At 46.1% G+C, this 13,456-nt stretch carries 11 protein-coding genes and 1 pseudogene; 9 read left to right on the top strand and 3 right to left on the bottom strand.

Annotated elements, in window-relative coordinates; translation table 11 throughout:
• Positions 1 to 64: 64 nt before the first annotated feature.
• Entirely contained in the window at positions 65 to 2,713 is a 2,649-nt protein-coding gene (locus tag ADM98_RS16025; RefSeq protein ID WP_053454361.1) for an immunoglobulin-like domain-containing protein, read from the bottom strand.
• A 505-nt stretch (positions 2,714 to 3,218) separates the two neighbouring features.
• Between ADM98_RS16025 and ADM98_RS16020 the strand changes: the two genes are divergently transcribed.
• Together ADM98_RS16020 and ADM98_RS16015 are read left to right on the top strand one after the other, a co-directional pair.
• Entirely contained in the window at positions 3,219 to 3,902 is a 684-nt protein-coding gene (locus ADM98_RS16020; protein ID WP_053454360.1) for a hypothetical protein, read from the top strand.
• 107 nt (positions 3,903 to 4,009) lie between these two features.
• Positions 4,010 to 4,828, top strand: coding sequence for a tyrosine-type recombinase/integrase (locus tag ADM98_RS16015; protein ID WP_053454359.1), 819 nt, complete (start codon positions 4,010 to 4,012; stop codon positions 4,826 to 4,828).
• Here the strand turns inward: ADM98_RS16015 and ADM98_RS16010 are convergent.
• Both ADM98_RS16010 and ADM98_RS16005 read right to left on the bottom strand, forming a co-directional pair.
• On the bottom strand, positions 4,809 to 5,642 hold the full coding sequence (locus tag ADM98_RS16010; protein WP_053454358.1) for a tyrosine-type recombinase/integrase: 834 nt from the start codon (positions 5,640 to 5,642) through the stop codon (positions 4,809 to 4,811). The genes ADM98_RS16015 and ADM98_RS16010 overlap by 20 nt on opposite strands.
• On the bottom strand, positions 5,639 to 6,073 hold the full coding sequence (locus ADM98_RS16005) for a sigma factor (protein ID WP_053454357.1): 435 nt from the start codon (positions 6,071 to 6,073) through the stop codon (positions 5,639 to 5,641). Before ADM98_RS16005 ends, ADM98_RS16010 begins: the two co-directional genes overlap by 4 nt.
• 327 nt (positions 6,074 to 6,400) lie before the next feature.
• On the opposite strand from ADM98_RS16005, the gene ADM98_RS16000 reads away from it, so the two are divergent.
• The 7 genes and pseudogenes from ADM98_RS16000 to ADM98_RS15975 all read left to right on the top strand — a co-directional run bounded on the left by ADM98_RS16000 (position 6,401) and on the right by ADM98_RS15975 (position 13,364).
• Complete coding sequence (locus tag ADM98_RS16000; RefSeq protein WP_053454356.1) at positions 6,401 to 8,116, top strand: hypothetical protein; 1,716 nt, start codon at positions 6,401 to 6,403, stop codon at positions 8,114 to 8,116.
• Positions 8,117 to 8,191: 75 nt separating this feature from the next.
• Positions 8,192 to 8,752 carry a hypothetical protein gene (locus ADM98_RS15995; protein ID WP_053454355.1) on the top strand — a complete coding sequence of 187 codons (561 nt, stop codon included), beginning with the start codon at positions 8,192 to 8,194 and terminating at the stop codon, positions 8,750 to 8,752.
• Positions 8,753 to 8,985: 233 nt separating this feature from the next.
• A complete protein-coding gene (locus ADM98_RS15990; protein ID WP_160315953.1) occupies positions 8,986 to 9,513 on the top strand; it encodes a hypothetical protein in 528 nt (175 codons plus the stop codon).
• A 77-nt stretch (positions 9,514 to 9,590) separates the two neighbouring features.
• A pseudogene (locus ADM98_RS17750) lies at positions 9,591 to 9,740 on the top strand (TIR domain-containing protein); the annotation flags it as partial.
• Between the two features lie 384 nt (positions 9,741 to 10,124).
• Positions 10,125 to 10,871, top strand: coding sequence for a creatininase family protein (locus ADM98_RS15985; protein ID WP_053454353.1), 747 nt, complete (start codon positions 10,125 to 10,127; stop codon positions 10,869 to 10,871).
• 439 nt (positions 10,872 to 11,310) lie between these two features.
• Positions 11,311 to 11,982 carry a response regulator transcription factor gene (locus ADM98_RS15980; protein WP_053454352.1) on the top strand — a complete coding sequence of 224 codons (672 nt, stop codon included), beginning with the start codon at positions 11,311 to 11,313 and terminating at the stop codon, positions 11,980 to 11,982.
• Positions 11,979 to 13,364 carry a sensor histidine kinase gene (locus ADM98_RS15975; RefSeq protein ID WP_053454351.1) on the top strand — a complete coding sequence of 462 codons (1,386 nt, stop codon included), beginning with the start codon at positions 11,979 to 11,981 and terminating at the stop codon, positions 13,362 to 13,364. Before ADM98_RS15980 ends, ADM98_RS15975 begins: the two co-directional genes overlap by 4 nt.
• Positions 13,365 to 13,456 lie beyond the last annotated feature (92 nt).

Genomic DNA, 13,456 nt, shown 5'->3' with positions numbered 1-13,456 from the left:
GCGATGAACCTGATAGGAAATCTAGGTTCATCGCATATGAAATTCAGAAAAACAGATTTGAAAATTAACGTTTAGGAATTTTGACAAGAACCGGAACGGGTTTGTCGAGACCCTCATAGTCTGCGTAGAGCACGACGAGATGGTCAAAATCGTCACGTTTTACAGTTAAGTTATAACCTTGAATCGTCACGAGATCTGGGTGTGAACTACTCCAATTCGTAATATCACGTGCTCCAATACCAAGAAGACCACCGTAACTTTTCGGAAGTGTTGCTGTTCCTTGACCGCTAGCTAAAGTGTTGACGACAGGATTTAATACATTCCCAAGTAAATCAACGACGCCACTTAACAAACCACCAGAAGGGCGTTGGATAGCGAGATTCAACGTTTCTGACGTCCCTCCAGATGTCGCTGTCAGAGTAAATGGCGTTGAACTAGAGTCGTTCAAGATGACGCCTGTACTACTTAATAGCGATGGTGCACTTGAAGTCCAAGTAATCGCTGAACCATTCAGTGAAGTCGGAAGGTTGAGGTTGTAGCCAACGTTCAGCGTACCGACGCTCGACTTGATTTTTGCGATATCGTTTTTAAACGATAGTCCAAGATTGGCTGCGACTGTTCCTGAGAACGTTCTCGATTTTGTAATGCCACCTTTTGTGACGCTTGCTTTGAGCGTGAAGTTTTGTAAGTTCAATGCACCTTTCACGACACCGTCGTTCGAGATGACATCTGGATTGTTTGATGTCCATTGAACGGCAATACCTTTTGAACTACTTGGCAGATTGACGTTACCTGTTAAGTTCAACAGATTCAGATTGATTGCATTTAGTGCAGCATCTAACTCTGCTGAAAGACTGAGCGGTACCAGGATATTCGTAAACGTACGTGATTTCGTAATGCCGTCTTTAGAGACGTTAACTGTCACAGAAATCGTCTTATCGACATCTGGTGGCGTCAAAATACCTGTGTTCGATAAAATATTTGGATCTGATGCACTGATTGACAAGTTTACACCAGCTGGTGGAGTGAGCGACAAGTTCGTAGTCAACGGACTGCTAATTGTCAAACCAGACAAGTAAAGATCAAGTAATTCATCTGTCGTTGCATCTTGTTTTGGAACCGTTAAGTTCCAGAAATCACGTGATTTCGTGATACCGTCTTTTGTGACCGAGACGACGATCGAGACGGTTTGATCCGTCATACCGCGTGTGACGATACCTGTGTCTGAGATGACGCTAGGTTTAGTTGATGTGATGGATACTGTAGCACCCGGAAGTGCTGGAAGGATGATATTTTTCGTCACCGGACTCTTGATATCGAGTTTATCAAGGTAGTCTTGCAACAGGCTATCTGTCGCATTGTCGACTTTCGGGACGAGGATGTTCGGGAAACTCTTCGTTTTTGTCAAGCTGCCTTTCGTCGCGCGTAACGTCAAGTCGACTTGTTTATCTTCCATTCCGCGTTTGACGATTCCGTTGCTTGAGACGACGGCTTCATTCGACGAAATCAGCGAGAACGAGATTCCTTCAGCCGTTGGTAATGTGATATTCGTTTTGAGTGGATTGGCAATCGTGAAGTTCTGAAGTGTAAAGTCGATCAACTCTTCGTCCGATAGATCTTTTCGTGGAACGAGGATGTTCGAGAACGATTTACTTTCCGTCACACCGCCAAATGTCGCCTTGATCGCAAAATTGACGGTTTGATCGGTCGCACCACGCGTGACTTTTCCGCTACTTGAGACGGCTGGATTGTCTGAATCGACCGCGAACGTGACACCATCGACTTCTGGGAACTCGATGTCACTTAATAGGGGATTCGAGACGTTGATGACGAGAAGTAACTTTTGAAGCAGTTCCCGTTTTTGTTCATCTGTTGGTTCCGTGATCGGTTTTTTGATCGTAATCGTGACGGATTTCGTCTTTTTCGAACCCGACAGGATGTAGACCGTGTAGTCTCCTGGTGCGAGTTCCTGACTTGTCACGTAGTAGTGACCTTTTTTGTCGAGCTTGAGATACATCTTCGTGCTCTCACCCGTCTTTTTATCCATAATGACGAGGTAGCTCTTCATACCTTTTGCTTCATAGAGAATTTTGCCGGTTGCCCGAATCTTTTTCCCATACGAGACGAGATAGTACTTCTGCATCGACTGGACGACATCGGATACTTTCAGCTTGGCAGCCCCGTAGATTTCGAGGTTGCGTCCGACTGTCGAGTACGTCAGATTTTTCGTACCGAATGAAGCTGTTGAGACCTTACTCCATTTGAGCGGATACGAGTAGCGTTGTCCACCCTCGAAAATCGTTGAAAGACGTGTCGGCAAGTTCGCTGGTTGATTCTTTCCGACGGTCATGACATTCGGAGCAAGTACCTTCGCTGGATAGTTTTTGACTTTGACATACCAGTACGCATTTTTTGATGTACCGTAGACATCTCCCTTGATCTTCTGTTTCTTTCCGATGTACTTCTTATCAAAGCTGACCTTATTCCATTTGACGGATCGATACGCATACTTCCCGTTCGAGAGCTTGACCTTGACGGATTTTGGATACGTCAATTTTTTCTTGGCATACTTCACGCCACCGTAGTGAACGAGATACTTCGGTGAGTAGACGGTCTTGACGCTACTCGAAGAAGCGGCAGAAGCACCCAATGGGGTCAACCCATAAGACAAGATGAGAAGAAGACTCAGAACAATCGCCAACCCTTTTTTCATCAATACAACCTCCTCTAAATCAATAGACTAAAGTGTGCATGGATGAACGTGCATCTCAGGTGTATAAAATAAAATTACCCTTTTATTATGGAAAATATGTAATATTTTTAACATAGTTATATTAAATGGTATTTATTAGGTATATTATGTAGGTCTATAGTTCTGAATCATTGGTATAGGTTAGTTTAAAACATGTAATTAATATTCAACAATTTAAGGAACATATACTCATAAAGTTTCAGTGAATAGTAATTTTGGTCTAAATTTCAAATATATGACATACTTGTTTCTTTTATTTTCAAAAAGTACTAAATTCGATCATCCAGCGTATGAATTGAGTGTTATTTTGAAATAAAGGTCATGAAAAAACGATAAAAATTGAATAAAAATGTAAAAATAAAAACTAAAAAGGAAAAATAGATAGAAAAAACCATTAAATCCATTATAATGAGATGAGGTGTGAATGATGCATTCATGAAATGAACAGAAGAAAGAGGATGATTGAATGAAACGCATGACAACAACGTTACTTGCAGCAATGATTGCAGGCGCAACAGTATGTGCTGGAAGTGCATCGGCTGCTACGAAAGAGGAAACGAAGTACACGACACAGTATACGAACTTAAAGACCGGTATGACGATGACGGAAGCGGCAAAAGTCTTATACGGTAAAGATTATAAAAAACAACTGGTGAAAAAGAGTGGCAGTACGGTTTTGAAGAAACAAGCCGAGTCGACGGAAATCTCGTACGGTCAAAAAACGAAGTTCTACTACTTCACGAATGGCAAGAACGGAGATAGCGATACGTCACTCATCTTCATGACGAAAAAGAACAGTTCGGTCTATCGGTTGATCGGAAAGTCATTTGATATCTATCGTGAAAATACGAAGTCTGCTGCACGTGAAAGCACACGTAAGCTGGCAAGGGGCGCAAAGGTTAAAAAAGGAATGACAGCGAAGCAACTCGATGCGATTCTTTCTGGAACAGGACTTGGGGAGTGGACAGGACTCGAGGCGACGGATTGGTCGTCGATTCAATCGAAAGCGGACCTCGCTACGATCGGTGCAGAGAAGTCATCGTATAAGACGTATGTTTTCCCGACTTCGACGGGTGGACGGAAGATGGTCCTCATGAGTTACGACTATAAGAAAAAAACCTTCAAAGTCGCAGATCATATGTCACTATGAATACATACAGGAGTCCATCTAGCAAAAGATGGACTCCTGTTGTCTAAGCAGGTCAGAAACTGATGCAATTGAGCAGATGAAACTACTTGGCTGAAGGGGGAATTTCCATGCAACACGACGAGTACTTGCACGAATATCTCATCTCACATCCGACGTTCGCAAAACCGACGATCAAAGCCTACCGTAGTGACGTCCGGCATATGGAACGTGCCGGTGTCTCGTGGTCGATCGCGTCGCTCCAGCACTACTTCGATCAGATGCGTCTGAATTATCAGCCGTCGACGATTCTACGACGGTTCCATGCCTTGCGCTCACTCGGGAATGTGCTTGTCCGAGCCGGGAGGTTGCAACGGAATCCACTGCATGACGTGTCACCGATCACGCATCAACGTTTTCCGGACGAGACCTATCACGATTTACAAGAAGGACTATCGATTGTCCGCAGCATCGAAGACCCGGTGTATCGTTTGTTTTTCGAAGTGATTTGCCAGACCGGTCTCCGCTTCACTGAGGCACGTCTGTTGTCCGTTGCGGATATTGATTTCAAAACGCATACGCTGTTCGTCCGTTACGGCAAGGGACGCCGCCTACGTACGATTCCAATCGGGATCATGTTGTCGCATCGTCTACTGCATTTCCTCGGTGAGCGTAAAGAGGGCATTCTGTTTCAGTCTGTGACCGGATGCTATCTGCATGAACAGACGGCACGTGTGATTCTTCGGGACACCGCCCTGCGCTTGAGCGGTGCACCGCTCCGACCACATGCGCTCCGGATCGCATATGCGACCTATCTGCATCATGAAGGAGGTTGTACGATCGTTGAGATTCAGCGCTTACTCGGTCATGCGCATCCGACGACGACCGTCGGCTATATCCGGAGTCGTACGAACCGAATCCGAGAGATCCTCAATACGTTGTCGGCTTGAGTCGGTTGACCGAGGCACGATCGATATCGCTGGAAGGCAAGATATAGTGTTGGGTCGTCCGGACGTCCCGGTGACCGAGTAGACGCATGATCGTCAATACGTCTGTCTCATGTTCGTGGTAGAGCGTGGTCGCGAAGGTCACACGAAGATCGTGCGGACGAAGAATCCGACCGAGCTGCGTTAGACTCGCTTCGCGTAACGTCGACCGAATTCGTTCTGCCGGGAAGCGACGACCCGTCTCCGTTGAAAACAATTCCTGCGAAGAGACGGACGTCGTCTCAAGATAACGCAATAAGACGCGATGCAATTCGTCATGTAACGGCAGATGACGCATGCGTCCTCCTTTTCCATGTCGAACAAATAGTTGCTTCGTGTCCCAATCGACATCCGTCAGGCGTAAAGCATGTGCCTCGGCGAAACGAAGTCCCGTATGGAGCAGTAAGAAACAGAACGCGTAGACGGTCTCGTCCGTAATCCGTTCGAGGACGGACCGAACATCATCATACGAAAAGCGGGGGCGTCGACGGGCAATCGGGGGATGACGTTTCGTTTGTGCGAGGGGATTGTGTGCTAAGGCGCGTTCAGTAACGAGTTGGTCGAACAGTGTCGACAGGGCGTGGAGACGACGGGCGACAGTCGTCGAAGCATACGACGTTCGTAGTAAGGTGCCGTACCGTTGCAACGAAGGAACATCGATTCGGCTCACGTTACGACACAGATGACGGACGTCGCTCCGGTAAGCTTTTTTCGTCAATGGACTGTAGGGTCCTTGTTCGATCAACGTTAATAATCGTTCTTCATAGAACACCATCATCCGAGCAAGTACTCGACTTTCTTACGGAGTTCGGATTTCAAGGACCGGAGCCGGGCGTGCGAGTACCCGAGCGTCTCTTCCGTCCCATTCATCAAGGACTCAAGAAACGTGAACTCGGTCGTCGATAAGTCACGCTTGAGTTCATTCATCAGGTAAGTGAACGACAAATGTGGGTTGCGCGGGCGTTCCGGTAACGCGTCGGAGACGACTTCTGTTGCGAGCGTCCGGTTACGAGTTGCCAGGTAATCAAGCATCGCGCCTTTCGCGCGAATCCGAACGAAAGTGACGGTCAACGTCTTGCCATCCTCGATCGATTTCCAGAGACGGAGCAAAGCGGCTTGCCGGCATTCATCCTGTTCATTCGGGTGGATCGACAGGCGGGAGAGTAGGGAGTTGATGAGGGGGAGCCAGTTGCGAAGAAGTTCATTCATCGGAGGGAGTCCTTTTACGAGATATGCATATCTGCTATGTATTCCGCGGTAGTTTCAGTATAAGTAGAGTTATCCTCGGCTTTCAACGTCACTTTTTTGAATCGTGCCAACGGTTTTCTCATCTTTTACGATGCGTTCACCCTTAAATACAGAAAAAATCCTCTTCTTTAATCGAGAAAAACCGCATGAAATCAGACGGCTGTATCGGATAACTCTACTTATCCTCGAACGTGTTCGAAAAAAGATTTATTTTTGGAAAAAGAAGGAAAAGGTTGAGAATTTCATTATACTTATGAATAAGACGCTACTAAAAAGGAGAAGCTACATATGAAAAAAATCATCGTCGGTCTTGCTGCGACCGTATTGTATTCTGCGACGTCGATCCATTCGTCGGCAGAAGTCAAAATCCCGTTCGTCACGTCACTCACTCCGTCATCCGCTTTTCAAGTCGTACCGGATGAGTCGCGTGTCTGGCGCTGGGGGACTTATGAAGCACCACGACTCTTCGATTTCGAGCAAGCGCGTGACTTACAGGTACTGTCAACTGAAGAAGGAGCACCGATACAAGACTTCACGGTATCGGACGATCAACAACGATTCGTCTTTGTGAAGGATCAAGTGCTTGAGGTACGCGATGCGACGGGGAACGTACTGCGCGTCATCGACCAGATCAAGACACCTGCAGGAACGCTCCAGTCGTTCACTCGTGCTCGCTTCTTCCCAGACTCACATCTCCTTGCAGTGAGTGCGAAACAAGAGGGCGTCGAGCAGACAGCCGTTTACGATTTAGATTCAGCAACCGTCCGTTCTGTCCAGGAGACGACAGGGGCAAAAGCGATCCGGACGTCGACTGCTTATTTAGCAATCATCAGCGAGACAAGCGTTGACGTCTACGAGAAAGACGGAACGCTCGCAAAACGTCTCACGCATCCATCCGGCTACGCCGCCTATGAGATGGGACGCGAGGGCACACTCGTACTCGCGAAGGCGAATGACCGCCGTCTGTATGTCTATGATGGAGCGCATCAATTTAAGGAAAGCACCTCCTCACAGTTCATCACGGGGATGACCGGAACGTATAAAGATATCGCGGTCGATGAGAGTGGGAAGTTCATCGGTGCCTTGTATACGGGACGGGACGGTTACTTCTCCTTGTTCGAGAAAAACGGTCACCGGATCGAGACATCGCTGGATCGGGATGATTCCGTCAGTTACTCGTCTGTGCTCGGCATGACGAAAGGAGCCCGCTACCTCATCGCGAATGCCGATGGTGGTGAGCGGACGAACATGTACGATGGTCGCCTGTTAGTCGAGCGACCGGTCGCGCTCTCGATCCCGTCTTCCTTCAAAGAAGTGAAGGTCGGATCACCTGAGCCGCTTCTTCTCAATGTCACGCAAGCAGACGGCAAGAAAAAACAAGTCACGGCAAAAGTGAAGTGGGTCTCGGATCAACCAACGATCGCGAGCGTCTCGTCCGGAAAACTGTATGGGAAAAAAGCGGGAGTCTACACGTTACGAGCATCTTACGGGGGCTACACTGCGACACTCAAAGGAAAAGTCATCCCGTTACCGAAGCTCTCGACTGTCTCCGACAGCAGTTGGTTGAAACGTCAAAAGCAAGCGATGCAAGAGAAGCAAGGGTTTGAAGGATCACCACGCGTTGGAGCTAGTTATGTCTCGTGGACAGGTACGTCCGGTAGCCTCGTTCAAACAGGAGAAAAGGTCCTCAACGGAAAGTGGAAAGGTCGTCATTTTGTAGCCCGTTATCCGCGCTTCGGCAGTCAAATCGATCGGATCGATCTCGTCACGCTCGCACCATCGCTTGAGAAACGGACGCTGACGAAAGCAGAAGTCAGCGCCGTATTCGGGAAACTAACGTTCAAGGAAACGTATGCGACGTCCTACTCGCAACGCGTCATCGAAGGCAAAACGACACGCGCGACGTACGCTATTCGTAGCGTCTACGAATATCGTATCGGACAAGTGACCTGCCAATTCGCTTTTGACGCGAAAGGAGTAGCACGTTTGATTCATGTGAATTAAACAGATGGATGGATTTGGAAAAATGAAGAAGTTGTGTTAGGGTAACGGTAATCCACGACAAAGGAGGAACATCGAATGAAATGGATGAAAGGATGTATGGCGCTACTACTAGTGCTTGTATTACTTGTTCCAATGACGGTTGATGCGAAAACGATGTCGAATGCCGCGTACTTGAAGAAACAATTCGCAGCAGCAGAAAAAGGAACACTGCTTGATGCGAAGGCGAAGCTGTATGATCGTTTTACGATCAAAGGGAAAGACGCTAGCTATGGGGTCGATCAGACTGATTGTTGCGTCTTTGGGAAGTTGAAAGGAACGTATCTGTATTCCGATTTTCGGTTTAGCGCGAAGTACCCGGAACATGTCGGAGTCTTGATGACATTGCCGCAACTTAACGACCGTAAAATCAAGCTGAGTGAAGTCAAACGTACGCTCGGGAAACCGAGTCAACACGAAACGCTACAAAAGGATGAAGTTCCAGCAAAGATGCGCTTCCAAATTAAAAAAGAAGAATATCTCCGATTCGACCAAAAGGGTACGTACTATTACAACGTAAGTAAAAAAGCTTTGCTGTGGTTTGATTACGATACTAAAGGCTATGTCCGCGCATTTGGTGTTTCAGCGACGGATCGATGAAGGGGAATAAGCGATATACTGCAATATAGCTTATTCAGACTACCGGATACCATCTATCAATGGTGTTCGGTAGTTTTTTTGTAGTGAACGAGGTGAAAATAGGCTTATTTCTTGAAGGAATAGTTTCTTGAATAATTAATATGGTTAGCTTTATAAAGTGGTGAAAGAATGGTATATTTTTGAATAATCTATCAGTTATATCAACAAGGATGGTGCAAATTTTGAAAAAGAATATGATGAGGTATACGGTGATTGCAATCATCGTACTGTTTGTTGCTGCCATAGCCATTCGTTATGTGTATCCGTACAGCACTCTCAGCATCAACAAAAAAGTTGAAGTGGATTCGGACCAAACAATGAGTCGTTATCACAACAACCTTCAAAAGTTGTCTTCACACGTTCCGACTCTGTCGGAAGATGAAGAATACAATGAAAAAATAAAGGCGCAGGTGGAGAACGTTCTCGCTTCTTCTGCATTAAATGAGAAAGATGTACGTAAAGCGGATGTACTACAATTATTGAATGACATGAACGGTTTAGTGAAAAGCATAGGACATCACGTCAGATATCAACCGGAGTACTTTAATGAAAAGCAGCGATCGTATCTGATTGCATTCAAAAATCATCTTCAAGCGAACTCCTATAATACGAATCAAATCATTGGAGACTCCTTTTCAAGCAACGATGAAATCGTCACTTCGATCCATGAGTTGTACAAAGGGATGAATCAAGACATCGAAGCCTTGTTGCGGCTGAGTTGACTCGTTTTTACGACGGTTTGTCAAATTAAGCGCAACACTTCTTTGGAAATTGGCATTCTCGTTGTCATGAAGAATCAGATAGAGGTCAAACAATTATAAGTCAATTTTCCATTCACTCAGATGTAAGATTTGCTATTGTTTTATACACTCTATGCGATTTAGGAAGAGCTTTAAGTGTCCAAGAAGGAAGACCACGCGCACGAGAAGATGTCATTTTTGAACATTGATATTTTGTAGCAAAACTTGGTATCGAGAATGTGGTTGCATTAAAAAAGGAAACGTAGATCTCCCTAATGACCTATCAGGGGTCATCTACAAAGAATATGATGCATCAGGAGCATGGAAATATAAAATTGCAAATGACTACAAATCAATCAGTTAAAGTTTGTGAAAACGGTCGGAATCGACCGTTTTTTCGTGCTTAGCTCTGCAGCAACGGTAACGTTGTGAGAAATCGTCATGCAAGGATGATGATTTTTTATTTGGATATGTAAGAACACCATACTATTGGTGTGACATCGTATTAACAATAAATGGTTTTTTGATGGTATAGTCGAATTATTCAGTCTTTCTAAATAGGACTTTTATAAAAATCATCAACGGGGGTACTTATGCTAAGTTTTAAAAATTCAACAACAGAAGTTAGTGACAGTGGAACAGATATTGCTATTTTATCAGTTGGAGCGACAGAACAATTTGGACCATACCTGCCAATGCATTTAGATACATTGGTCGCAGAAAAATATGCTGAGCACTATGGAGAAGTATTAAACGCTTATGTGTTACCAACTATTCCATTTAATACTTCAGAAGAACATGCCAATTGCAAAGGTACTGTTACAGTAAGTCCAACAGTCTTAACAACAATGCTAGAAGAAATAATCGTTAATTTGAGCAGACAAGGATTCAAAAAGTTCGTCCTTTGTAATGGACACGGAGGTGCATATTGGGAATCTTCATTCGTTAAACATATGAACTACAAATATCCAGAACTACTTGTAATTACTACATATCGTTATTTAGCGTGGGAAGAAGCGTTAGAAGAAGTAAATTTAGAAGGTCACAATGAGATGCACGCAGGGTTATTATCTGTTTGTGCTGCAATGTGGCTATGTCCGGAATTAGTTAAGCTGGAATCTATGGGTTCTGATGTGCCTCCAGAAAACAGAAAATTTGCTGACTATATTTTTTGGGATAAATTAACCGAAGATGGTTGCTGGGGTAAGTTCGATAAAGAAACATACTCTCCAAATCAACTAGCTGAAATTGGAGAAAAATTTTGGACTTCCTTTATTTCTAAAAGAGGTGAAAACTTGAAAGATATTCTCGAAGAAGCATATCTAAAAAAAATGAATTGAAGATTGCTACCGTATTGCGGAACGTCGAGTGGAACCGCTTCGCTCCCTCCTTTCACTCTTTAGAAAAGACCTCGTATGCAGTTTTCCAATCCAAACACTTTCTTAGTCGATTATTGATTAAAGTAGCTAATTTTTGTTATTTCAACTGTATACTTTTTGGAGAGCATATCAGATCATGAGCCACCCTCATCTCGTAACAAGAAGAATGACGCGTTCACACAACTCCTACAGGAAAAACGCATGTTTGCGCTATCAGAGACAAACAAGACCCGCTTTTCTGCTTGAATGAAGCAGGAAAACTGGCTTGTGTTTCGCCTGAGGAAAGGGTGTGAAAAGACGCGTCATTCTTTTTTGAGTCGTTTGTCCATCCGGTGTGATTGCAAGCGATTCCATGATACGCTAGGGAACAGAAAAACCTGTCCAGAAAGAAGGAATTCCTATGCACATTCTTGTCATTGACGATGAGGCAAGCATCCGGCATCTCGTCAAACTCCAACTCGAGCTCGATGGTCAAACGGTTGAGACGGCGGCCGACGGCGCAGCGGCACTCACCTTGCAGGCGACGCAGACCTTTGATTTGGTTGTCCTCGATTTGATGCTACCGGATACGACCGGCTTCGATTTAATTCCTCGGCTTCGGGAAAAGACGCCTGACTTACCGATCTTGATGCTGACGGCACGTGATCAAATGAACGATAAGATCATCGGTCTGCAGCTCGGAGCGGATGACTACATGACAAAACCGTTCAATGGAACGGAACTCGTCTTACGCGTCAAAAATTTATTGAAACGCGCGAAGACGGTCGCACCACCTGTGCCTGTCGTGACCGATCCATTCTTATCTGTTGATTCGGAAGAACGAGTCATTCGTCTCGACGGACAACCGTTGCCGCTGACGTACCGGGAGTATGCGTTGCTCGCACTCTTCCTAACACATCCAAAACGGGTCTTCGAGCGTGACGAATTGCTCGAACAGGTCTGGGGCTTTGACTACTCTGGTCAGACCCGTGCCGTCGACATCATGGTCCAACGCTTGCGCAAGAAACTCGGAACACAAGGAGAGCGGATTAAGACGATTTACGGTGTCGGCTACAAGTGGGTCGACGCATGAAGCTACGCCAAGTCATCACGGAAAACTTCGTCCTGCTTCTCGTTCCGGCACTGCTCGTTCTGTTTTTGATTCTTTATGCCTTCATCCAATCCAATCTTTATGAGAACGCCGTCGAGTCGGTCCAAAAACTGAGTCGGGAAGCGGAGCTCTATACAACGAATTACCTCGCAAGCGAAGAGACGGATTCGCTCGCCGATACGGCGGTGCCGATTGCTTCTTACTTAGCAGACCGGTTTGACGCACGCGTTCAATTGTTCGGACCAAACGCGGAACTGCTCGCGGATTCAGAGCGCGATCAATTGCCGTTACTTGCAGGAGACATCGATCAAGCCTTAAAAGGAAAATCGAGTTATCTGTTCCTCAAGGAGACTGATGTTCCCATACTGTTCTTCTCGAGTCCACTGTACGGCAAGACCGATATCATCGGGTCCGTCCGCTTTCTCGTCGATCTTCGGACGGAAGCTGAACTGCTGCGGCAATTCACCTATGTCTTCACTGGCGTCTTTCTGATGTTAATCGTGATTGCCGTTTGGACAGCGCGGCGGATGGCGAAGACGTTAATCGGACCGATCGACGATTTACGTAGCGTCTCGCATGCCTTGACGAAAGGACATTACGCAAACGCACTTCCAGCTTATCCGTATGAGGAACTGAACCGGCTAGCAGCAGACTTCTCGACACTTGCTGACGCAATTCAGCACAATATCGGACAGCTCGAGCAACAACGAAATGACCAACAAACGTTCATCGATCACATCACGCATGAACTGCGAACGCCGATGACGGCGATCATGGGCTATGTTGAGTTGATCCCGAAACTGCCACCGGACGAAGCGGCACACTGCTATCACTACATCGAAGTCGAGAGTCAGCGCTTGCTGCGACTCGTCTCACATAATCTTGAACAGGCGAAACAACAACGCAACGAACGCCACGCGACGTCGACGATGTTCGCACTCGATGCTCTACTCGCAGACGCTTTATTCATCATGCAGTTGCGTCTTGACGGACAAGGGGTTCAAGTCAAACAGGATGTTCCGCCGATTTATGTACTCGGGCAACCGGATCAGACGAAGCAAGTCTTGTTGAATCTTCTCGAGAATGCCGTTAAATATAGTGACGCGATGACGGTGACGTTCGCAGTAGTCAGTACGGATACGACCCTCCGACTTATCATGACGGATGACGGGATCGGCGTTGATCCAGCGGTGCTTGCCGAATGGGAGAAGGAGCAACATAGTCTGACGACGGCGAGTGGGAATGGACTCGGTCTACCGCTCTGTCGGCGTTTGATGCAGGAACAAGGCGGTGAGTTCACACTTGAAAGTGATGTAAGCGGAACACGTATCACATTGACCTTCCGGTTAGCGAACCAGACATGATGTAATCGCTTACAAATGATACATTTACGAAACATTTCGACCGGATTTACGAAACAATTGCCCCGTAATCTAAGAATCAAGCAAGGAGAGGA

This window comes from Exiguobacterium sp. BMC-KP, from assembly GCF_001275385.1.
In the GTDB taxonomy this organism is placed as follows: domain Bacteria; phylum Bacillota; class Bacilli; order Exiguobacteriales; family Exiguobacteriaceae; genus Exiguobacterium_A.
This window is presented reverse-complemented; position numbering and strand designations above follow the sequence as displayed.

What these genes read in the sequence shown, in the direction of transcription:
- ADM98_RS16025 (WP_053454361.1), bottom strand. Translation starts at nt 2,713, where the DNA reads ATGAAAAAAGGGTTGGCGATTGTTCTGAGTCTTCTTCTCATCTTGTCT.
- ADM98_RS16020 (WP_053454360.1), top strand. Translation starts at nt 3,219, where the DNA reads ATGAAACGCATGACAACAACGTTACTTGCAGCAATGATTGCAGGCGCA.
- ADM98_RS16015 (WP_053454359.1), top strand. Translation starts at nt 4,010, where the DNA reads ATGCAACACGACGAGTACTTGCACGAATATCTCATCTCACATCCGACG.
- ADM98_RS16010 (WP_053454358.1), bottom strand. Translation starts at nt 5,642, where the DNA reads ATGATGGTGTTCTATGAAGAACGATTATTAACGTTGATCGAACAAGGA.
- ADM98_RS16005 (WP_053454357.1), bottom strand. Translation starts at nt 6,073, where the DNA reads ATGAATGAACTTCTTCGCAACTGGCTCCCCCTCATCAACTCCCTACTC.
- ADM98_RS16000 (WP_053454356.1), top strand. Translation starts at nt 6,401, where the DNA reads ATGAAAAAAATCATCGTCGGTCTTGCTGCGACCGTATTGTATTCTGCG.
- ADM98_RS15995 (WP_053454355.1), top strand. Translation starts at nt 8,192, where the DNA reads ATGAAATGGATGAAAGGATGTATGGCGCTACTACTAGTGCTTGTATTA.
- ADM98_RS15990 (WP_160315953.1), top strand. Translation starts at nt 8,986, where the DNA reads ATGATGAGGTATACGGTGATTGCAATCATCGTACTGTTTGTTGCTGCC.
- ADM98_RS15985 (WP_053454353.1), top strand. Translation starts at nt 10,125, where the DNA reads ATGCTAAGTTTTAAAAATTCAACAACAGAAGTTAGTGACAGTGGAACA.
- ADM98_RS15980 (WP_053454352.1), top strand. Translation starts at nt 11,311, where the DNA reads ATGCACATTCTTGTCATTGACGATGAGGCAAGCATCCGGCATCTCGTC.
- ADM98_RS15975 (WP_053454351.1), top strand. Translation starts at nt 11,979, where the DNA reads ATGAAGCTACGCCAAGTCATCACGGAAAACTTCGTCCTGCTTCTCGTT.